The 21613-nt window shown below is 62.4% G+C and carries 21 protein-coding genes and 1 pseudogene; 16 read left to right on the forward strand and 6 right to left on the reverse strand.

The genetic code is table 11. From position 1 onward, the window contains the following. The first annotated feature begins 220 nt into the window (after positions 1-220). Positions 221-2014, forward strand: coding sequence for an ABC transporter ATP-binding protein (locus THECO_RS05225; RefSeq protein ID WP_232427783.1), 1794 nt, complete (start codon positions 221-223; stop codon positions 2012-2014). Continuing rightward, on the forward strand, positions 2011-3825 hold the full coding sequence (locus tag THECO_RS05230) for an ABC transporter ATP-binding protein (RefSeq protein WP_015254014.1): 1815 nt from the start codon (positions 2011-2013) through the stop codon (positions 3823-3825). The genes THECO_RS05225 and THECO_RS05230 overlap by 4 nt, the downstream gene beginning before the upstream one ends. A gap of 449 nt (positions 3826-4274) precedes the next feature. On the opposite strand, the gene THECO_RS05235 is transcribed toward THECO_RS05230, so the two are convergent. The 4 genes and pseudogenes from THECO_RS05235 to THECO_RS05245 form a co-directional block, all read right to left on the reverse strand. After that, on the reverse strand, positions 4275-4892 hold the full coding sequence (locus THECO_RS05235) for a DedA family protein (RefSeq protein WP_015254015.1): 618 nt from the start codon (positions 4890-4892) through the stop codon (positions 4275-4277). 83 nt (positions 4893-4975) lie between these two features. Further along, positions 4976-5374 carry a sensor histidine kinase gene (locus tag THECO_RS20425; protein WP_052835835.1) on the reverse strand — a complete coding sequence of 133 codons (399 nt, stop codon included), beginning with the start codon at positions 5372-5374 and terminating at the stop codon, positions 4976-4978. Positions 5375-5545: 171 nt separating this feature from the next. Next, positions 5546-5650 carry a histidine kinase dimerization/phospho-acceptor domain-containing protein gene (locus THECO_RS22685; protein ID WP_157373678.1) on the reverse strand — a complete coding sequence of 35 codons (105 nt, stop codon included), beginning with the start codon at positions 5648-5650 and terminating at the stop codon, positions 5546-5548. A 430-nt stretch (positions 5651-6080) separates the two neighbouring features. Then, positions 6081-6614, reverse strand: a pseudogene (locus THECO_RS05245) (winged helix-turn-helix domain-containing protein); the annotation flags it as partial. A 71-nt stretch (positions 6615-6685) separates the two neighbouring features. Between THECO_RS05245 and THECO_RS05250 the strand changes: the two are divergent. From THECO_RS05250 to THECO_RS05270, 5 genes are all read left to right on the forward strand, one after another. Next, a complete protein-coding gene (locus THECO_RS05250; protein ID WP_015254017.1) occupies positions 6686-7051 on the forward strand; it encodes a DUF6220 domain-containing protein in 366 nt (121 codons plus the stop codon). 177 nt (positions 7052-7228) lie between these two features. After that, positions 7229-8296 carry a mannonate dehydratase gene (uxuA, locus tag THECO_RS05255; RefSeq protein ID WP_015254018.1) on the forward strand — a complete coding sequence of 356 codons (1068 nt, stop codon included), beginning with the start codon at positions 7229-7231 and terminating at the stop codon, positions 8294-8296. Between the two features lie 4 nt (positions 8297-8300). Continuing rightward, a complete protein-coding gene (locus tag THECO_RS05260; RefSeq protein ID WP_015254019.1) occupies positions 8301-9146 on the forward strand; it encodes an SDR family oxidoreductase in 846 nt (281 codons plus the stop codon). Positions 9147-9233: 87 nt separating this feature from the next. Next, positions 9234-9743 (forward strand): GNAT family N-acetyltransferase, encoded by a 510-nt coding sequence (locus tag THECO_RS05265; protein ID WP_015254020.1) that lies wholly within the window; start codon positions 9234-9236, stop codon positions 9741-9743. An 89-nt stretch (positions 9744-9832) separates the two neighbouring features. Continuing rightward, positions 9833-10657 carry a GNAT family N-acetyltransferase gene (locus THECO_RS05270; protein WP_015254021.1) on the forward strand — a complete coding sequence of 275 codons (825 nt, stop codon included), beginning with the start codon at positions 9833-9835 and terminating at the stop codon, positions 10655-10657. Positions 10658-10708: 51 nt separating this feature from the next. Here the strand turns inward: THECO_RS05270 and THECO_RS05275 are convergent, their stop codons facing one another. After that, positions 10709-11149 carry an amidoligase family protein gene (locus tag THECO_RS05275; RefSeq protein WP_015254022.1) on the reverse strand — a complete coding sequence of 147 codons (441 nt, stop codon included), beginning with the start codon at positions 11147-11149 and terminating at the stop codon, positions 10709-10711. 754 nt (positions 11150-11903) lie between these two features. Between THECO_RS05275 and THECO_RS05280 the strand changes: the two genes are divergently transcribed. The 7 genes from THECO_RS05280 to THECO_RS05310 all read left to right on the forward strand — a co-directional run bounded on the left by THECO_RS05280 (position 11904) and on the right by THECO_RS05310 (position 18876). Beyond that, positions 11904-12182 (forward strand): CD3324 family protein, encoded by a 279-nt coding sequence (locus THECO_RS05280; protein WP_015254024.1) that lies wholly within the window; start codon positions 11904-11906, stop codon positions 12180-12182. A 154-nt stretch (positions 12183-12336) separates the two neighbouring features. After that, complete coding sequence (locus THECO_RS05285; RefSeq protein ID WP_015254025.1) at positions 12337-13320, forward strand: diaminopimelate dehydrogenase; 984 nt, start codon at positions 12337-12339, stop codon at positions 13318-13320. A gap of 227 nt (positions 13321-13547) precedes the next feature. After that, positions 13548-14924 (forward strand): NADP-specific glutamate dehydrogenase, encoded by a 1377-nt coding sequence (gene gdhA / locus THECO_RS05290; RefSeq protein WP_015254026.1) that lies wholly within the window; start codon positions 13548-13550, stop codon positions 14922-14924. Between the two features lie 189 nt (positions 14925-15113). Next, on the forward strand, positions 15114-15332 hold the full coding sequence (locus THECO_RS05295) for a cold-shock protein (RefSeq protein ID WP_041853812.1): 219 nt from the start codon (positions 15114-15116) through the stop codon (positions 15330-15332). Positions 15333-15457: 125 nt separating this feature from the next. Continuing rightward, positions 15458-17098, forward strand: a complete 1641-nt coding sequence (locus tag THECO_RS05300; protein WP_015254028.1) for a copper resistance CopC/CopD family protein — start codon at positions 15458-15460, stop codon at positions 17096-17098. An 18-nt stretch (positions 17099-17116) separates the two neighbouring features. Then, positions 17117-18025 carry a sensor histidine kinase gene (locus THECO_RS05305; protein WP_015254029.1) on the forward strand — a complete coding sequence of 303 codons (909 nt, stop codon included), beginning with the start codon at positions 17117-17119 and terminating at the stop codon, positions 18023-18025. Beyond that, positions 18022-18876: a response regulator transcription factor gene (locus tag THECO_RS05310; RefSeq protein WP_015254030.1), complete on the forward strand. Its 855-nt coding sequence runs from the start codon at positions 18022-18024 to the stop codon at positions 18874-18876. Before THECO_RS05305 ends, THECO_RS05310 begins: the two co-directional genes overlap by 4 nt. 128 nt (positions 18877-19004) lie before the next feature. Here the strand turns inward: THECO_RS05310 and THECO_RS22690 are convergent, their stop codons facing one another. Then, positions 19005-19172, reverse strand: coding sequence for a MarR family transcriptional regulator (locus THECO_RS22690; RefSeq protein ID WP_083883100.1), 168 nt, complete (start codon positions 19170-19172; stop codon positions 19005-19007). Between the two features lie 221 nt (positions 19173-19393). On the opposite strand from THECO_RS22690, the gene THECO_RS05320 reads away from it, so the two are divergent. Continuing rightward, the gene (locus tag THECO_RS05320; RefSeq protein ID WP_015254031.1) at positions 19394-20077 is read left to right on the forward strand and encodes a YcnI family copper-binding membrane protein; all 684 of its coding nucleotides are present in this window, start codon (positions 19394-19396) and stop codon (positions 20075-20077) included. Positions 20078-20557: 480 nt separating this feature from the next. Further along, a complete protein-coding gene (gene pheS, locus THECO_RS05325; protein ID WP_015254032.1) occupies positions 20558-21592 on the forward strand; it encodes a phenylalanine--tRNA ligase subunit alpha in 1035 nt (344 codons plus the stop codon). Positions 21593-21613 lie beyond the last annotated feature (21 nt).

Below are 21613 nucleotides of genomic sequence, written 5' to 3' on the forward strand. Positions count from 1 at the left end.
TAAGTTTTCTTGTTTGGTCACTTGAAAACTTCTCCAAGTTGGGGTGAAGTCCCTTTTTTATGTCCGAAAATCCTTACAAATCAAGGCCTTGGATTATTGCAAAACGCTCAAACTGAAAAAATGTCCGTACTATATATAAGCATTTTAAAGATCGGGTTTATTACTTGAGGTTGTTACACGATTGATCACACGATGCGGGAGTTGATCGATTGTGGGTTCCATGTCAGCGAAGGCCGGGCACGGCGAAGCGGGCCGAAGGGTTGCCGGCTCGCTGCTGCGCTGGGTCCGGCGCTACACGCCGTATTATGTCGCCACGGCGCTGATCGTCAGCGCCGCTTCCTTTGTTCCGGTCGGTCAGGCGGAGGCGCTGCGCCGACTGTTCGACGCGGTGTACGAAGGATCCGTGCCGCAGCTTCGGCAGGCGGCGGCATTCTATGGCGCTGTGTTTTTCGGCGGCCTGATCGTGCAGGTCGCACGCATCTGGCTGTCGCAACGACTGTACAACCGGTCGACGCTCGAACTTCAGCGGGAGGTGCTGCGCCGCATGTTCCGGCTTGATCTGAGGTTGCTGAACCGCTGGCACGTCGGCGACCAGATCCAGCGGATCGGCGACTCCGCCGTGGCGGCGCAGGACGGGGTGAACCGGCAAATTCCGGCGCTCATCGAGCGGCTGCTGTCGGTCATCCTGCTGTTTGTCTACCTCACGGTGCAATCCTGGCTGCTGATGGCCGGGGCGATCGCCGTGGCGCTGCTGATGCCGCTGGTCTCCAACCTGCTGGCCAAGCCGATTTACCGCGAGCAACAGCGGGCGAACGAAGCTCAGGCCGCGCAGGATGCGCTACTGCAGGACCAGATGCAGGGCGCCGAGACCGTCCGCGCGTTTCAATTGCGAGAACGGTTCAACTTCCGCTGGCGCGAAGCCGTTCGGCGGACCTTTCGGCATCGCCTGCGCGGCCATCTCTGGACCGCGGCTTCCGGCATCTCGATTTTCCTCGGCTACTGGCTCGGCATCGCGTATATTTTCATCGCCGGCGCGTTGCTATTTGCGGACGGCGCGATCGAGATCGGCGTCATTGCGGCATTCGTCATTTCCTATGAGCATCTGGTTCGACCGCTCTCCCATCTGATGAACATCTGGGCGGCCGTGCAGAATGCGTTGGCCCACGCGACCCGCGTGTTCGAACTGGCCGATCCGACCGAACGGATCGAGAAGCTGCCTGCGGAGACCCGCATGCTGCCGGATGAAGGGGATCTGGTCATTGAAGGGGTTACGTTCGGCTACGATCCCGTGCAGCCGGTACTGCGCGATTTGAACCTTACGGTTCGCCGAGGAACCGTGACGGCGCTCGTTGGTCCGAGCGGCCAAGGCAAGAGCACCTTGCTCAAGCTGATCATGGGACTATACGCGCCGAACGCCGGCCGGATCATGCTGGGTGGCGTGCCGATCGATGGCAGCACAAATGCTGATTGGAGACGCCGGGCGGCCTATGTGCCGCAGGACATCGGCCTGTTCGACGCGTCGGTCGCCGACAATATCCGGGCCGGGTTGACGCATCTGGCGACTGAAGACCTGGAGGAAGCGGCGAGGCTCGCACGGGCCGACGGCTTCATCGGGAAGCTGCCGCACGGATATGAGACCCGGCTGGGAGAACGCGGACAGACGCTGTCCGGCGGCGAGCGGCAGCGACTCGCCATCGCGCGCGCCTATGCGCGGAACCCCGAATTTCTGCTGCTCGACGAGCCGACGTCCGCCCTCGACGGAGATAACGAGCGCCTGATGCAGGAGACATTGCGCAGTCTGATGGCGGGGCGGACGGTGATCGTCGCGGCCCATCGGTTGTCGACGGTCCGGCATGCGGACCAGATCGTCGTTATCGACGAAGGCCGGGTCGTCGAGACCGGGACGCACGATGAACTGATGGCGCTCGGCGGTCGCTATGCCGAACTGGTGCGGGTCGGAACATGGGCGGACCTGGACGAGACGCATGCGCCGGAGGAGGGGATTGAACCGTGAGCAAGCCGGCAACTGCACAACCGGGATTGTCCGATATTTGGGCGCTGACATGGCGGGGGCTCGGCCCGCGCAAGCTGGCCTATATCGCCGGACTCATCCTCAGCCTGTCGCAGTCTCTCATCATGATGCTGGATCCGCTCATTGTCAATCTCGTGTTCAACGCGCTGGAAGCCCGGGATTTCGCGGATGTCAGGCTCATCGTCGCGGCCGGGACGGCGGTCTTTTTCTTCCTGATCGGAACCTTCCTCGTCGGCGAATATTTGAAGCAGCACGCGATGAACGAACTGAGCGCCAACCTGATGGCGCGGGCGGCGGACGAAGCGCAGCGGCTGCCGCTCGAGCACGCGCAATCGGTCCATTCATCCGATCTGGTGCAGCGGACGGAGCACGATACCCAACGGATGGTGGGCATCCTGAATCTCCTCCTCGACCGGATGGCGGACCAGGCCGCGATGTTCGTGATGGCCGCCGCCTATCTGCTCGTGATCAACTGGCGGATCGCGCTGCCGCTGCTGGCGGTATCGCCGTTGATTCTGGCCGCCGGTCATCTGATCCGCAAGCGGCTCAAGGCCATCGGAAACGAAGTTGCCTGGCAGGAAGCGGCCGTCCGCCAATGCCTGCAGGACGTGTTGCAGAATATGGAAATCGTTCGCGCGCTTGGTGCGGAGGACTGGATGATGGAGCGGTTCGTGCGGGAGAGGACCCGCCTGAACCGGCTCTACGCGCGCCGGACCTGGTGGCAGCAGGCCGTCATGCTGACGACGACCTCCCTCTCGAATCTGATTATTCTGGTCACCATTCTGATCGTCGGTTGGCTGGCCATCCGGGGAGAAATGGCGCTCGGCTCGCTGATGGTCTATTTCACACTCGTCTGGCGGATCAACAGCCCGCTGGAGAGCATCGGCCAGCTCTGGGGACAGGCGCAGGAGCAGATCGGCGCTTCCGGTCGCGTGTTCCGTCTGCTGGAGGCCGAGAAGGAGCCGGGCCCCACGGCCGGCAAAACGCACGCGCCATCCCCCGCGAAAGGCGGATTGACCATGAAAGGCGTTTCGTTCCGATACCGGCGGTTTGCGGAATCGCTGCTTCCCGTCGAGTCGCCGGCGGAGGATGACGAATGGACGGTTCGCTCCATCGACCTGGAGCTCAAGCCCGGCACGTTCACGGCGCTCGTCGGGCCGAGCGGCTCGGGCAAATCGACCGCGGCGAAGGCGGCCGCCGGCCTCCTGTTTCCGCAATCGGGGCAGATCCGCGTCTTCGGACTTGATCCCCGTGAAAATGCCGATGCGGCCCGCTCGCTTGTCGCCTACGTTCCGCAGACGCCGCACATGTTCAGCGGGACGATCCGCGACAATATCGCGATCGGCCGGCCCGGCGCGTCCGATGATGAAGTGACGGAAGCCGCCCGGACGGCCATGGCCCATTCGTTCATCGTGAATCTCCCGGACGGTTACGAAACGGTCATTCGCGAGCACGGACGGACGCTGTCCGGCGGACAGAAGCAACGGATCGCCCTGGCGCGCGCCATATTGTCCGGCCGGCCGGTCTGGATTCTGGACGAGGCGACTTCCGCGCTTGACGCGGAGACGGAGCGCGAAATCGTCGGGATGCTGCACCGGTTCAAGGCGCAGGGACATGCGATTCTGTTCATCGCGCACCGGCTCACCGCCGTGACCGGCGCCGACGAGATCATTGTCATGCGGGAGGGCGCCGTCGCGCAGCGCGGCACGCATGAACAACTGCTGCGGGACCCGAACGGTCTGTACCGGCGGCTGTGGGAGAGCTTCGAACCGACAGCGACCGCTTCGCCTTGACCCTCCGCCTTGCAAGAAACCGCCGGTTCAATCCGAACCGGCGGTTGTTCTCACGTCCGTATTTTGACCCGGAACTTGTTCACAAGGCCGGGGAGATGGCCGAAGCTCGCATAACCGGTCCTTGCGGAACGGACAGGCGTTATTTCGCCGTGACGCCGCCCGGTGAATCGCTGACGGAACCGAGCGCTCTTATTCGTCACCGGCAAGCGGTTGACAACCCGTTTCGACGCAAATAGCGTCCCCCGATTCCGTTGCAATTCCGACAAGCCTTCATTGATCACAAATTAAGCCTGTCTGTTCCGTTGCAGACCGACTCCTCCGACTCCCTTGCCCCTTGCCTCCGAAGCACGTGCATGACGCGGCCGCCCGGAGCGGTACAATCGTCTCAGTATGCCCTAAAATCCGCGATTCCACCGGGGACGATGGCGTTGTCCGCCGCGCAACCCGGCTTACGAGCCGAACGACTTATCCGCGGCATTCTTCCTCCCCCCGCGCTTTCTCCGCCATTTCCAACCGATGTAGCCCGCCGTCAGAAGGATGAACGCCGCCAGGACGTACGCCTGGTACTCCTCGATCGCGTCCATCGCCGCATCCCGGTCGCCGGGGTAAAATTTGCCCACGCTGAGCAGCACGAACGTGGACGGTGCGATGCCGAGCATCGTGAGCAGCGTGTACAGATGCAGCTTCATTCTGGACATGCCGGCGATGAACGGCACCGCGTTGCCCAGATGAAGCGGGCTGGCAATCGCGACGCTCCAGATGCCATATTTGCTGAAGGCGGCGGACACCTGCTCCAGCTGCTGCCGGCGGGCCGGGCTGAGCCGCTTCATGATGCCGCTTCCCAGCGCATACCCGATGAAATAGGGGATATAACTGCCAATGGCGTACAGGGCGCTTCCCAACGCGGAGATCCAGGCGATCTCCAGCCACGTCAGATCCATCACAAACCCGACCGTCACGATGAAAAACGTCCCGATAAACGGAAACGCGCTTCCCTCGATGAACAGCGAAGCGAGCACGCCCCATACGCCCCAATCATTGAGCCATTCCAGCAATAACTCTGCCACGCGCGTTCAACCTTTCTTGTCGGACCTTGAGTCCGGCGCGGAATTTCACCCATTCATTATAGTACAGCGCGGCGCGGACCGCATCAGCCGCCGGTCCAGGCCGGCACGCGGACGATGAAGCGGGTGCCGGCGCCATGCTCGCTCTCGGCTTCGATCGTGCCGCCGTGCGCCTGCACGAACGCTTTCGCGATCGATAGGCCGAGCCCCATGCCGCCCGTGTCCCGCGACCGGTCATCGCCCGCGCGGTAGAACCGGTCGAAGATGTGCGGCAGATGCTCCGGGTCGATGCCCGGGCCTTCGTCGGCGATCTTCGCGCGCAGCATGCGGCTTGCTCCGCCGGCGGCGGGTTCGCCCTGCAATGCGATGATGATCGTGCCGCCGTCCGGCGAATGGCGCACGGCGTTCATGACGATGTTGAGGAACACCTGCGTCATCCGGTGCGGGTCGACATGCGCGTCGGGCAGATCCGGCGCCGCATTCACCCGGATTCCGATGCCGCGCGCCGCCGCTTCCGTCCCGGCCCGATCCGCGACCCGCCGGAGCAGATCGGCCAGGTCGATCCGCTTCCGGTCCAGCCGCAGCTTGTTCGCTTCGGCCAGCGACAGATGATGCAGATCATCGACCAGCCGGGTAAGGCGGATCAGCTCGTCCTGCTAGGGGAGGAGCGTCTCGGGACGGACCGCTTCGTCGCGCAGCTGCAGCTCTTCGAGCTGCCCCCGCATGATCGCGAGCGGCGTGCGCAGCTCGTGCGCGATGATCGCCGACGCCGAGCTGAATGATCTTCAGTCTCGCGGCTTCTTCATCATAGTAGTATAAGTCGCCGATTCGCACGCCATCCCGCTCGACCCGTTCGTGCACGCCGAACCGCCGGATCATCCCGGCGCTCTCGTCGCCGGCATGCAGAACGACGCTGCCGTCCGCCGAGACCAGCAGCACGCTGCTGTCCTGCCGTTCGCCGAGGATGGCGGCCTCCAGCCGGCGGCCTTGCGCGGCACGAAGCCACGAATTCCCGTGTTCGGCATAAAGCGTTTGCGGCCTGCTCCGCGATTGCCCGCACTTCTTCGCTTCGGTCCGCGATGGGGATATGGATGATTACTCCGCGCACGACGAACAGCGTAAGTCCGGCGAAAATAAGCCCCATGAGCGCGATCAATGCAGCCATGGCGAGGAACAGACGTTTCCGGATCGTCATGCGCCGCCTCCGAACCGATAGCCGAATCCGTATACGGTCTGGATGAATGCCGGTTTCGACGGATCGTCCTCGATTTTCTTCCTCAGCTTGCTGATATGGGCGTCGACGGTCCGCTCATCGTTCAGGTAATCGTCCTCCATCGCGGCCTGCAGCAGTTGAAGCCGGCTGTAGACGATGCCCGGTCTGGCCGCCAGCGCGGTGAGCAGCCGGAATTCGGTCGGCGTCAGGGCAATTTCGACCCCGCGCTTCCAGACGCGCATCTGCGACTCCGAGATCGTGAGGTCGCCCCGCTTGAGCAGCTTGTCCTGCGGCTCGCCGCGCCCTTCCAGCCGCCGGATCAGCGAGCGGACGCGGGCGTGCAGCTCGCGCAGCGAGAACGGCTTCGTCACATAATCGTCGGCGCCGACTTCCAGGCCGATGATTTTGTCCGTCTCATCGGCCCGCGCCGTCACCATGACGATGCCCGCGTTGCTTGTGCGGCGCAGCTCGCGGCAGACGTCGATGCCGCTCATCTTCAACATTTCCGCATCCGTTCTTCATATTTTCGCAACAATCATTTGCTACGTTAACGGCAATCCATGCGGAAAGGAAGATGTGCAAGATGAATAACGAGAAAAGAACGCGCGTTATGCGCAGCGGCTTTGCCGCCCTTGCCTGGCTGCTGACGGCCTGCATCGCCGTCCAGACGCTGCTGGCCGGAGCGGCGGTCTTCGTCGATCCGGCGTACTGGCGGAGCCACGTCGTATTCGTCCGCATCCTGGAATGGCGGCCGGTCCTCTTGCTGATCCTCGCGTTTCCGGGCAGATTCGCCGCCGCAATCAAATGGCGGGCTGCGGCGCTGTTCGGCCTCGTGATCCTGCAATACATGACGGCCAACATTCCGGGGATCGGCCTGTTGCATCCGGTCATCGCGCTGTTCATGTTCATGCTGGCCTGGCGGACGGCCGTGGCCGCGATGCGTCCGTAATCCGCATGCTTATGATTCCCTCGTTCCGCTCTTGCGGCGGTGCTTCGGCAGAGTTATTGCAGCGGATCTTCGGAAAAAACCGTAAGGAATAATGTCAAATTCGTATAGGTTTGCGCCGAATAACCCGCTATAATGGATAATGTAACCGATTACGAGGCATGAGAGGGAGAGAAGACTGTGAGGATGACGTTTCGCTGGTACGGCGAAGGCAACGACACGGTCACGCTGAGACAGATCCGTCAGATCCCCGGCGTCGAAGGCATCGTCTGGATGCTGCACGACGTGCCCGCCGGGGAAGTGTGGCCGATGGACAAGATCCGGCACTACAAGAAACTGGCGGACGAATACGGCTTTCACATCGAGGTCGTTGAAAGCGTAAACGTTCACGAAGATATCAAAATGGGGCTGCCGTCGCGGGACCGGTACATCGAAAATTACATCCAGACGATCAAAAACCTGGCGGAAGTCGGCGTGAAGGTGATCTGCTACAATTTCATGCCGGTGTTCGACTGGATGCGCACGGATTTGTTCAAAGAGATGGAAGACGGGGCGACGGCGCTCTTTTTCGAAAAAGCCAAGATCGACAACATGGATCCGCAGGAACTGATCCGCAAGATCGCCGAGATTCCGGACTTCACGATGCCCGGCTGGGAGCCGGAGCGGCTGAAGAAGGCCGGTCCGACGATCGAGGCGTACCAGAGCATCACGGAGGAAGATCTGTTCCGCAATCTGGAGTACTTCCTGAAGGCGGTCGTTCCGGTCGCGGAGCAGTATGACATCAAAATGGCCATCCATCCGGACGATCCGCCGTGGTCGGTGTTCGGCCTGCCGCGCATCATCACGAACCGGGACAACATCCGCCGCGTGCTGGACATGGTGGACAGCCCCTCCAACGGCATCACGCTGTGCAGCGGATCGCTCGGCGCGAATCCGGCGAACGACATCCCGGCCATGATCCGCGAGTTTGCGGGACGCATCCCGTTCGCGCACATCCGCAACGTGCGCGTGTATCCGAACGGCGATTTCATCGAAACGTCGCACCGCTCAAGCGACGGCTCCGTCGACATTGCCGAAGTGGTGCGGGCCTACCATGAGACCGGGTTCACGGGCTACGCCCGTCCGGACCACGGACGTCACATCTGGGACGAGCAGTGCCGGCCCGGATACGGGCTGTACGACCGCGCGCTCGGCATCATGTACCTGTGGGGCGCCTGGGATGCGCTCGAACGCGTGAAGAAGGGATGAGGATATGCTGCCGATCCATGATAATCTGAAGGGCAAAGTCGCCGTCATCACCGGCGGCAGCGGCGTGCTCTGCTCGGCGATGGCGAGTGAGCTCGGCCGGCAAGGCGTGAAGGTGGCGATTCTGAACCGGACGGCGGAGAAGGGCGAGGCGGTCGCCGAAGCGATCCGCCGGTCGGGCGGCGAAGCGATCGCCGTTGCATGCGACGTGCTGGACGCAGCCGGCGTCGCGGAGGCGGCGGCCGTCGTCGCGGATAAGCTCGGCCCGTGCGACATTCTGATCAACGGGGCGGGAGGCAACCATCCGAAGGGCATTACGACGCATGAAATTTTCAAACCGGAAGATTTCGGCAAGGAAGGCGTGACGACGTTCTTCGATCTGACCCGCGAGGGCATCGAGTACGTCTTCAACCTGAACTTTATCGGATCGCTCCTTCCGACGCAGCATTTCGCGAAGCAGATGCTCGGCCGGGGCGGCGTCATCATCAACATTTCGTCGATGAGCGCGCCGAGTCCGATGACGAAGGTGCCGGCCTACAGCGCCGCCAAAGCCGCCATCGAGAACTTCACGCAGTGGCTGGCCGTCCACTTCGCGGAAGCCGGCATCCGCGTCAATGCGATCGCGCCCGGCTTCTTCCTGACGGAGCAGAACCGCAGTCTCCTGACAAATCCGGACGGATCGCTCACGGAGCGGGCGCATAAAATAATCACGCATACGCCGATGCGCCGGTTCGGCCAGCCCGAGGATCTGCTCGGAGCGCTGCTGTGGCTGGCCGACGATGCGACGGCGCGGTTCGTTACCGGCATCACGGTGCCCGTCGACGGCGGGTTTCTGGCATATTCCGGCGTGTAATCCGCATGCGTCAGCCATCCCGGAAGGGATGGCTGCAATTGCGCTTGATTAAGGAGCCCGCCGCGCGGACAGGATGGAGGAATGGACATGATCGGAATTCGCCGGATGAGAGCGGAAGACGCCGGCATGATGCGGGAAGTTTTCCTGAAGCACGGCATTCGCCGTGATGAAGAGTATTATCCCCGATGTTGGCGGGAGAACGAGGCGGGCGCGCGCATTACGCTGCTCGCGTTCCGGGACGGCGAATATGCGGGAAGCCTGCACCTGCTGGCGCGATCCGATTACCCGTACTTCGCGGAGAACGGCATTCCGGAGATCAATGACTTCAACGTGATCCCGCCGATGCGGCGGCAGGGCATCGGCGACGCGCTGCTCGATGCCGTCGAGAAGATCGCGCTGGAGAAATACGGGGTCGTCGGCATCGGCGTCGGGCTGACGGCCAGCTACGGCCAGGCGCAGCGGCTGTACGCCCGGAGGGGGTATATCCCGGACGGCCGGGGGGTCGTGTACAAAGGCCGGCCCGTTCCATTTGGCGAGCAGGTCCCGGTGGATCACGACCTCAATCTGTTCTTCACGAAGACGGCGGAACGGTTGTGAAACGGTCTGCTGCGTTTTTTGCGGAGCCGACGGGGATTTTGGGGCTGTCGAAAATTGCGGAGCTTGTGGAGCGGAGGTAAGGCAGGACAATGCTGGTCTCGCTGCGTGCCCGGGACGAGGCGCTTGAGCGTCCCGCATTTCTGCGGGATGAGGCGCGCTTCCATCTGATCGGCCAGCTCAGCGGCATCCCGGACGCGCTTAGGATCAAATCGAGCGACGGCATGCTGCTCTATGCGCAGACTCCGGGCCGCAACGGCTGGCTGTGGGTGGACCCGTTCGCGGCGGAGGATGCCCGGCGCTCGCGCATCTGCGAGCTGGCGGAACGGCTCGACGATGTCGATCTGCCGGGCGTGATCGGCGATCCCGCCGCCGCGCGGGCGTTCGCCGACGCCTATGCGGCCAGGCGGCGGATGGCCTGGACGGAACGGCTGATGCTGGTGCCGTACGAGTGCCGGGAGCTGCGGTGCGCGCCGGCCGCCGAAGGCGGTATCCGCCGGGCCGGGAGCGCCGACCGGTACACGGCCGCCCGGTTTCTCGCCGGATTCTCGCGGGACGCGTACGGCGAGCATGTCGCCGCGTTCACGCAGCTTCCGGCGGCGGACCGGATGATCGAAGGGGGCGAGCTGTTCTTCTGGACCGCCGGGGGAGAATGCGTGGCGATGGCGAACATCGCCTACCGCTCGGCGCGCCACGGGCGGATCAACGCGGTCTATACGCGGCCGGATGCGCGCAGGCGGGGATACGGCAGCACGATCACCGCCGAGCTGACGCTCCGGCTGCTGGACGAAGGCCTGACGCCGCTGCTGTACGCCGACGCCGCCAATCCGGGATCGAACCGGATGTACCGCCGGATCGGGTACGAGCCGCTCCGGCCGATCGTCGAAATCGGGTTCCACCGGGAGTGGAGCGCATGACAAAAATCAGGAGGGAGACGGCGGCGCGCCGTCTCCCTCCTGATTAATGCTTTACGTATCGGCCGGACAGTCCGACAGCTCCCAGCCGCGGGCGGACGTCCGGGCGATGAACCGGCGGATCGCGCCGCATTCGTCCTCGGCTTCGACGAGCAGCCGCCCGCCCGGCTCGGGCCGGATGGTGTGAATCTCGCCGTCCGGCATCCGCTCCGTAACGAGCGGCGCCAGCACCGGGACGAGCGCGTCCTGCGTGCCCAGCGCCGCGTCGAGCAGCGGCGCGATGATGGACTCGCCCCAGGCCGACAGGTTGACATGGACATGGAGGCCGCAGCTCCAGTTCGCGGCCGCGCCGGTCGCCTTGAGCCGTTCCGTCATCAGACGGATCTGTTCCCGCTCATCGGCCGGCAGCTCCACTTCCAACGGCTTGCCTTCAACGAACTCGATTTCCACGCCGCAGCGCAATCTTTTCCAATCGACATTAAGCGGGTAAGTCATTCCCTTTCATCCTCTCCGGTGTCTGATGGGGGTTCCAGGTCGACTTCCGGCGAGGAGGGGCACGGGATTACCAGGGAATTTTCATAATCGGCATGCCGCATCCTCCCTCGTCTTTGATGCGCATATCAACCATTTCGATGCGGAGGCGCAAAAACCTCTCTGGTATAAAACGGCTAAAATTGTTTTTTCGCTGCCAGTCCGAACCTTTGGCTGGTACAATAAAATTGTCGGGCCGACAAATCTGGATGAAAGGAGTTGATCCAGGCAATGCGGACAATGACAGAGGTGGCGAACGGTTAATCCGGATGCCGCCATGAACCGGGGGGCCGAAAGGCCTCCCTCCTTTATTTGGCGAATGGGACAGCGAGCGGCAGCTTGCCTGCTGAAAATGCTTTCAAGTATACTGGAATGGCAGACGGTTGAAAGGAGTGCGTTTCCATGCGCATCGAACAGGCGGTAGACCGGTAACCTTACAGCTTCGGCACGGGACAAACGGACAGTGTACAGATTCGGCCGGATGGCGCAAGCCGCTTGATGCGGACGGCTTCCGGCGGAACGGCAGCTGTGGAGCGGTCTCGTCCACGGTTTTTTTGTTTCACCCGCAATCCGCCCGGGGCGGATGCGAATTTTGCGAAAGGAGGATGAACCATGCTAACGCCATTTCGGATTGTCGGCATGAGCGGCGCTGCGGCAGCCGCCGAGGTGATGGAGAAGACGGCTTTTGGTTTGTTCATGAACGGGGAGGATTCGGGCTTTGAATTACAAAAATGGAAGAGATGTGCTTCCCCCTAGTCTGCTCTCCGAACTGCAGAAGTATATCCAGGGGGAATTGATCTATATCCCGAAACCGGCGAGCAAGCGGGCCGGCTGGGGCGAACTGAGCGGCGCGCGGAAATGGCTGGCCGATCGGAACCGGCAGATCATCCAGGACTACATGAGCGGCAGGTCGATCGCGGAGCTGGAACGGAAGTTCCATCTGTCCGCCCAGAGCATTCGCAAGATCGTCGGAAAATCGCGCCGAACGGCGAAATGATCACCAAACGGAAAACGCGGCTTTCAGGCTGCGTTTTTGTTTTGCCTCCCTTCCATCAATCCCCTGCCGCGGAATTCGCCGTTTCGATTGCAGGCCGCGCAGCCGGTCAGTTATACTAGGAAAGTAATTTTACCTTTTAATGGAGGAAAGCAATATGGCTGAAACGATCAAGATCGGCGTCGTCGGGTACGGCAACCTGGGGCGCGGCGTTGTCCAGTCGATCAGGCAAAATCCGGACATGGAACTGGTTGCGGTATTCACGCGGCGCGATCCGGCGCAAATGAACGGGGAAGCGGGCATCCGCTTTGAACATATTTCCGCAGCCGAGCAGTACAAAGGCCGCATCGACGTCATGATCATGTGCGGCGGATCGGCGACGGATCTGCCCGAACAGACGCCGGCGATGGCGGCAATGTTCAACACGGTTGACAGCTTCGACACGCATGCGCGGATTCCGGAGTTCTACGAGGCGGTTGACGCGGCGGCGCGCAAAGCCGGCACGGTAAGCGTCATCTCGACCGGCTGGGATCCGGGGCTGTTCTCGCTCAACCGCCTTCTTGCGGAAGCCATCCTGCCGCAGGGCAAGGAATACACGTTCTGGGGCAAAGGGGTCAGCCAGGGCCATTCGGACGCCATCCGCCGCGTGCCCGGCGTGAAAGCCGGCGTTCAGTACACGATTCCGTCCGTCGAGGCGATCGAGCGCATCCGTTCGGGCGAGACCCCGGATCTTTCGACCCGGGAGAAGCATACCCGCCATTGCTATGTCGTGGCCGAAGAAGGCGCGGACAAAGCGGCGATCGAGAAGGCGATCGTCACGATGCCGAACTATTTTGCCGACTATGACACGACCGTCACGTTCATTACGGAAGAAGAACTGCGCCGGGACCACGCCGGCATGCCGCACGGCGGCTTCGTCATCCGCAGCGGCGTCACGGGTGAGGGAACGAAGCAGATCATCGAATTCAGCCTGAAGCTGGAGAGCAATCCGGAGTTCACGGCGAGCGTGCTGGTTGCCTATGCAAGAGCGGCGATCCGCCTGCATCGGGAAGGGCAATCGGGCGCGAAGACCGTATTTGACATTCCGTTCGGTCTCCTGTCGCCGAAATCGCCGGAGGAACTGCGCGCAACGCTGCTGTAACGCGGCGTTACGGAAGGTTTCCTAACAATTAGGTGTTTGTGTGAACCGATGTAACATTTTAGTGTTACGTTGGTTCACATTTTTTATGGAAAAAATAGTAATAAATTCATTTAATCGTGTTCGAAAAAAAGATTTATTGGCAATCCGGGCGGTCTATGCATTAGACTGTAGACTATCGCTGCGAGAGTGCAAATAAACAGCGGGATAATGCAAAGGAGAGTGAACGGATGAGCACGATTTTGTCAGATGAGAGCATGACGCAAGCCAAAGCCTATGTGGAGAAAGTTTACAAAACCGTCATCGCGCGTAACCCTTACGAAAGTGAATTTCATCAGGCGGTGAAGGAAATCCTCGAATCGCTCACGCCGGTGTTCGCGAAAGAGCCGCATTACATCAAGCACGGCATTCTGGAGCGGATCGTCGAGCCCGAGCGCGTCATCACCTTCCGGGTACCGTGGGTTGACGACAACGGCAACGTGCAGGTGAACCGCGGTTTCCGCGTACAATTCAACAGCGCGCTCGGTCCGTACAAGGGCGGCCTGCGCTTCCACCCGTCCGTCAACGCGAGCATCATCAAGTTCCTCGGCTTCGAGCAAATCTTCAAGAACGCGCTCACCGGCCAGCCGATCGGCGGCGGCAAGGGCGGCTCGGACTTCGACCCGAAGGGCAAATCCGAACAGGAGATCATGCGGTTCACGCAAAGCTTCATGACGGAGCTGTACAAGTACATCGGTCAGGACGTCGACGTGCCCGCGGGCGACATCGGCGTAGGCGCGCGGGAGATCGGCTACATGTACGGCCAGTACAAACGCATCCGCGGCAGCATCGAAGCCGGCGTGCTGACGGGCAAGGGCGTCGGCTACGGCGGCAGCCTGGGCCGCACCGAGGCGACGGGATACGGCTGCATCTATTTCGTCGAGGAAATGCTGAAGTCGAAGGGGCTCAGCTTCAAGGACGCGACGGTGGTCGTCTCCGGCTCCGGCAATGTCTCGATCTATGCGATCGAGAAGGCGCAGCAGCTCGGCGCGCGCGTCGTCGCATGCAGCGACTCGAACGGCTATGTCTATGACCCGCAGGGCATCAATCTCGCGACCGTGAAGCGGATCAAGGAAGTCGAGCGGAAGCGGATCCACGAATATGTGAAAGAGCATCCGCATGCGACCTACACCGAAGGCTGCGAAGGCATCTGGTCGATTCCGTGCGACATCGCGCTGCCGTGCGCGACGCAGAACGAGATCTCCGAAGCGTCCGCCCGGCAGCTTGTGGCGAACGGCGTCAAGGCGGTCGGCGAAGGCGCGAACATGCCGTCGACGCTCGAAGCGATCGACGTCTTCCTGAAGAACGGCGTTCTCTTCGGACCGGCCAAGGCGGCCAATGCCGGCGGCGTTGCCGTCTCCGCGCTCGAAATGTCGCAGAACAGCATGCGCCTCTCCTGGACGTTCGAGGAAGTGGACGCGAAGCTGCATCAGATCATGAAGAACATTTACGAGAGCAGCGTGAAAGCGGCCGAAGCTTACGGCCACCCGGGCAACCTGGTTGTCGGCGCCAACATCGCCGGCTTCAAGCGGGTGGCGGACGCCATGATCGCGCAAGGCGTGGTTTAATCCGGGGCTTCATATTCTCCGCTGTCGGGTGCGGTTGACGACCGCACCCGATTTTGTTATGGTCTGGGTAACAGGGGCATTCCGCCGCATCGGCGGAATGCCTTCGTACATCTCAGGCTGTATGGGAGGAGATACGGATGAGGACCAGGGTTCATGGAAGATCTTTGGCGGCAAAGGACGGGATCTACAATGAACCATAGCGCATGGATCAACCCGCGGACGAAACGTGAGAAGGATGCGAAGCCGCTCTTTCAGACGGAAGTTTGGGAGTGTGTGAGCGACGATTGTCCCTGCTGGATGCGCAAAGGGCTCACGTTCGAAGCGCATCCGAAATGTCCTTTGTGCGGCTCGGCCATGAAGCCCGGCGTGCGGATGCTGCCGCGCGTCAGCGACAAGGAGCCAAGGTGAGCGTCAGAATCAGGCCTGCCGGTGACGGCGGGCTTTTTTGTCGCAGTTGTGACGGTTGGCCGGACGTTGTTGCAGTTGCGCCGGTGATCTTTTATAGTGGTAGTTACTTGAAAGAGGGGACGATTATGCGAGGAATTCGTGTGCCGCTCTGGCTGGCGGCGCTGCTCATCGCGCTGCTCGCCGCGGGCGGGCGGGCGGACGCGCACGCCGTGCTGGAGCGCTCCGCGCCCGAGCCCGGGGAAAGGCTCGCAACGGGCCCGGGCGAGGTCAGACTTGAATTCAACGAGCCGGTCGACGCGTCGATCGGCTTCCTGCGGGTGCTCGGCAGCCGGTCGGAACGGGTGGCGGACGGCGACCCGGCAGTCGAAGCCGGCGGCCGCACGCTCCGGCTATCGCTGCCCCGGCTCGGCGAAGGATTGTACACGGTGACCTACCGCGTGCTGTCGGCCGACGGCCATCCGGTCGAAGGCTCCTATGTGTTCGTTGTCGGCGATCCGCCCGAAACGATCGACGCATCGGTTTTTGACCTGCACCGGCAGCTCGGGCATGAAGGACACGGGGAAGGAGCCGCGACGCAGCTGTCGACGGGGGAGTTTCTTCTGTACGTCGTGCGGGTTTTCTATTTCGGCGCGCTGCTGTCGGCAGCCGGATGGTTCATCTGGTCGGCCTGGGCGCCCCGGCGTTCGCGGTCGTTCGATGCCGGATTCCGCGACTGGAGCAGCCGGTGGGGATTGTGGACGGCGCGCGCTTTCCTCGTGGCGGCTCTCCTGTATGTATTCTTTCATGCCACGGAATTGATGGAGGGACAGCCGGGCTCCGAGTGGGGAACACTGTTCCTTGAGACGAATATCGGCCGCGGCTGGGCGGTCCTGTTGGTGCTGGCGCTGCTCGGCCCCCTGGCCCGGACCGCGTCGCGCGCGGTCGGCCTCATATGGGCCGGCGCGCTGCTGCTGGTCGAGAGCATGTCCGGACATGCCGCTGCCTATGAGCCGGCCTGGCTGACGATCGGCACGGATTTCATCCATTTGGCGGGGGCGGCCGTATGGGCCGGCGGCCTGGCGATGCTGGCGGGCCTATGGCTTGCGGATCGGAAAGAAGCGGCGCGTTTCGCGGCGGTGTTCAGCGGACCGGCGCTCTGGTCGATGATCGCGCTGGCGGCGAGCGGTCTCGTCACCGCGTGGATGTTCCTGCCGGGCCCGGACTATCTTTTCTACACCGGCTGGGGCACCCTGCTGCTGGTGAAGACGGGGCTCACGGTGCTGGCCGCGCTGGCGGGCGGCGCGATCCGGCTGCGGATGCGGCGGGGCGGCATGCCGCAGGGCGCGCTGCTGAAAGCCGATGCCGCCGTCATGGCCGCAATCGTGATCATCGTCGGCCTGTTCACCCATATCAGCCCGCTGCCGGCGAACGAGCCGGTCTACGCCCACAAGATGGGCGAGGACATGCATCTGACGCTGCGCGTGTCGCCGAATGTTCCGGGGGACAACCGCTTCATCGTCAAGGTGTGGCTTCCGGAACCGGTCGGCGAGCCGAAGTCGGTCGTGCTGCGGCTTCGTTCGGAAGACCGGCCGGAAGCGGGGCCGATCGATGTGCCGCTCGAGCGTTACGAAGACGACGAGTTCGACCAGTTCTCCGGATTCGTCAAGACGGCGTACCGGGCGGAGGGGCCGTATCTTCCGTTCGCGGGGAAATGGACGGCGGAAATCCGCGTGACCGACAGCGAAGACAACGAGAAGGTCCATCGCGAGACGTTCCGGAACTACTGATCGCCGCGGGGTGTTGCGATGAAGCTGTCATACCGAACGATCAAGCATCTGATCCTCTGGACGCCGACGATCACGATCGGGCTGTGGGAGTACCTGCGGCATACGGTGCTGCTGCCGTACGTGTCCATGGATCTCGGCAATTTGCTGGCGCCCGTGATCGTGTTCATTGTGACGGTGACGCTGCTGAGAAAACTGTTCGCGAAGCTTGAAGCGACGCAGGAAGAATTGCAGCGGGAGCGCATGCTGAAGGCGGCGCTCGAGGAGCGGGAGCAGCTCGCGCGGGAACTGCACGACGGCATCTCGCAGTCGCTGTTCCTGCTGTCCGTCAAGCTGGACAAGCTGGACCGGGCGGATTGCAGCGAAGCGGCCCGCGAAGTCAGCGCGGGAATCCGCGAGACGATCCGCCGCGTCTACGACGACGTCCGCCAGTCCATTGCGAACCTGCGCACGCTGCCGGCGCCGGGCGATTTCTCGTGGATGGCGTCCGTCGAAGCGCTCGGCGGCGAAGCGGCGGATGCCGGCATCCGGTTCGAGTGCGAAGGCCGGCTGCCGGACCGGCTGCTGACGAACAAGGAGAAGGTGGAGCTTCTCGCGATCGTGCGCGAAGCGGTGCTGAATGCGCGCAAGCATGCGAATGCGCGGACGATTCGCGTGACGATGGAACCGTCGGAAGGCGGGGGGTTCAGGTGCGAGATCGCGGACGACGGCGTCGGGCTGGGCGAGTCGGACCTCAAGGCGTTCGACCGGTACGGAATCCGGATGATGCGCAGCCGGGCCGAAGAGATGGGCTGGAGGCTTGGGATCCGGTCTGCGCCCGGCGGCGGCACGACGGTGACGGTGGAGAAGGACGATCGCGCGGCGCGGGATGACTCGCCGCGGACGAGGCTTGCATTTCACGAAAGGCGGAAAGGCGGAAGCAGGGCATGACGGCGTATGAAGGAAACGGCGCATCCGGCGGCAGCCGGCATCGCGTCCTGATCGTCGACGATCATCCGCACGGACGCGAAGGGATGCGGGACATCCTGGAAGCGGAACCGCGTTTTGAGGTCGTCGGCGAAGCGGCGTCAGGCGAGGAAGCGCTCGAAGCGGTCCGGCGCCTCGCGCCGGACATTGTGCTGATGGATGTGAACATGCCGGGCATCAGCGGGCTGGAGGCTGCGCAGTTGGTCAAGCGCTGGGCTCCGGATGTCCGCATCGTCATGGTCACCGCGCATGACGAACCGGCGTTTCTGTTCGAAGCGCTGCGCTGCGGCGCGCAGGGCTTTCTGCCGAAGAACGTCCGGCCGTCCGTATGGCTGGACTATTTGCGCTCCATCGTGAATGACGAGACGCCGATGTCTTCGGAGATCGCCCGCATGCTGCTGAAGACGTTCACCGGCGGCGGCGTGCCGGGCGATGCCATGGGTTCGGAGGCTGACGGCCGGCATGAAGGGATGTCCCGGGAGGACCGGAAGCCGCGGCGGTCGTGGCTGGTTCGCAGGACGCCATCCTCGCCTACGCCTTCCGCGCCGCAGTCCCGCGTTCGCCGGACAGCCGGCATTCTGACGCCGCTGACCGCGCGGGAACGGGAAGTGCTCGAACGCGTTGCAAGCGGCGAGTCGAACCGCGAGATTGCCGCAAGGCTCGGCCTGTCGGAGCATACGGTCAAGAATCATTTGAAGAACATTTTGCAGAAGCTGCATCTCGACAACCGGGTGCAGCTTGCGCGGTATGCGTATGAGACCGGCATTGTCGGCCGGGACGGAGGCGACGGGCCCGGGTCCGGCGGATCGGATTGAGCGCGACGCTGTGCACTCTGCAGGCGGCGCTTCTATGCGAGTGTCCGGTTGAACTTCCTCAACAGTTCTCCAAACTGATGACATTCCTCCTCGGAGCAACTCTCAAGCAGCTCCGCCAACCGGTCCAATCACGCTTGCTTGTGCAGGAATAATTCCCGGGTTCCCGTTTCCGTGAGCTGCAGCAAAAAAGATCTCTTGTCGGAAGGGTCCGGCGTTCGGAAAATATATCCTTTCCTTTCGAGCGTTGCCGTCTGTCTGCTGGCTGTCGAGATGTCCAAACGGAAGGCGTCTGCCAGATGTTTCCGTGTTGTTTATCGCGCTGTCGTACAACCAGGTGAAGCACGTCGATCGCGTCCAATCCGCACACTGAGTCAGGAATCATCCGTTCCATTTTCCGATCCTGCCGGCAGTCAGACGCAAATTTGCAACATTTATAGCCCTTTCGCGTCATGTCCCCGTCCGTCCGGCGCGCTAAACTGGGAAAGGATGTCAACCGGAAAGGACGGGATTTGATTTGATGAAACGAATCATGGCGCTGACGGCGGGGATCGCCGTATTCCTGCTGGCGGCATTGCCGGCTTCGGCGCATGTGACGATCTGGCCGAACGAAGTGGAACAGGGAGCATACGTGGTGTTCACGGTGCGCGTTCCCAGCGAGAAGGAAGGGACCGAGACAACCGCCGTGCGCGTTGTGTTCCCCGAAGCCGTGAACATTACCCGTTTCGAACCGAAACCGGGCTGGACCGTCGAGTTCGAACGAAACGCGGATCAGGTGATCACCGAGGTGTCGTGGACGGCTGAACCCGGACACGGACTGGATGTCACCGAGTTTGCGGAGTTCCGCATGTCCGGGCGCGTGCTGCCGGACGCCGACACCGAAAGTCTGCTCGTCTGGAAGGCGTACCAGACGTACGCGGACGGCAGCGTCGTCGAGTGGATCGGCGCTCCGGATACCGATTCGCCGACCCCGGCGCCGGCAATCGCCGTCGTGCCGGGCAACCCGGCCGACGATGGCCACGGCCACGGCGCGGGAACGCAGGCATCGGCTTCGTCTTCCGCATCTTCGGCGAAGGAGGACGGCTCATTCGACGTGCTGAATTTAGTGATGATCATCGTTTCGTGGTCGCTGTCGATCACGGCGTTTACGCTGTCGCTGGTGCTTTTGCTGCAAAATCGCCGGAAGCAGCGTTCCGCAAAGTAATCCGCAGGCACGCTGCGACCTGCGATCACAGGCGCCCGCACTTGCAAACCGAATCGGATTGTCTATAATAGAAATCAATGTTATGAAGCCAAATGCCATGACGGAGACAAGTAAGCAGCATCAGGCCGCACAGGGAAAGGACGCCGGAGACTGAGAGCGTCCTTGCGACAACCGGCTGCCGAAATTCCCTCCGTAGCAGGCCGCTGAACGGGATGCCGATCACAAGGAAATGCGGCGCCCCAGTAGGCTGTGCCCGGCGCGGTCCGTTATCCGCACAATAAGCAGCCATCGGCGGCGCTCGCATACGCGGCGCAAGCCGAATACGGCAAGCATGCGCACGGCCCTGTCCAACCGGCCGTATCCGCGCGCTTGTTCCGGCTGGAATAAGGGTGGTACCACGGTCCTCTCGTCCCTTGCGGGGCGGGAGGCTTTTCTTTTTGCACCCTGATATCAAGCCTGTTCTGGAGGTATCGAATCGCGATGAAGGAACGTCTGGAGGCGCTTCGCGACGAAGCGCTGCGGGAGCTGGCCGAGGCCGCCGATCCCGCCCGTCTGAACGACCTCAGGGTCAAATATCTCGGCAAGAAAGGCGCGCTCACCGAAATTTTGCGCGGCATGGGCAGCCTCTCCGCCGAAGAGCGTCCGGTCGTCGGCCAGATCGCCAACGAAGTGCGGGGGGCGATCGAACAGACGATCGAAGAGAAGCAGCGGCTGTTCCAGGAGCAGGAGACGGAACGCCGGCTCAAGGCCGAAACGATTGACGTCACGCTGCCGGGCCGGAAACTGCCGACAGGCACCATCCATCCGCTTACGAGAGTGGCGCGCGAGATCGAGGACGTGTTCCTCGGCATGGGCTATACGATCGCGGAAGGGCCGGAAGTCGAGACGGACTTCTTCAACTTCGAGGCGCTCAATCTGCCGAAGGACCATCCGGCGCGCGACATGCAGGATTCGTTCTATATCACGGACGAGATTCTGCTCCGCACGCAGACGTCGCCGGTCCAGATCCGCGCAATGCAGGCGATGAACGGGCAGACGCCGCTCAAGATCATTTGCCCGGGCAAAGTGTACCGCCGCGATGACGACGACGCGACGCATTCGTTCCAGTTCAATCAGGTGGAAGGGCTGGTCGTCGACAAAAACATCCGCATGAGCGACCTGAAGGGGACGCTGCTGACGTTCGCACGCGCGATGTTCGGTCCGCAGGCGCGCATCCGGCTCCGTCCGAGCTTCTTCCCGTTCACCGAGCCGAGCGTCGAAGTCGACGTGACGTGCGTGCAGTGCGGCGGCGACGGCTGCCGGATGTGCAAGCACACCGGCTGGCTTGAAATTTTGGGCGCCGGCATGGTGCATCCGCGCGTGCTCGAGTACGGCGGCTACGATCCGAACGAAGTGAGCGGATTCGCCTTCGGCCTCGGCATCGAACGGGTTGCGCTGCTGAAATACGGCGTGGACGACATCCGGTCTTTCTACCTGAACGACATGCGGTTCCTGCGCCAATTCGCGCGGATGTAGGGAAAGGGGCGGCTATTTACC

This window comes from Thermobacillus composti KWC4 (genome assembly GCF_000227705.2).
GTDB classification, from domain to species: domain Bacteria; phylum Bacillota; class Bacilli; order Paenibacillales; family Paenibacillaceae; genus Thermobacillus; species Thermobacillus xylanilyticus.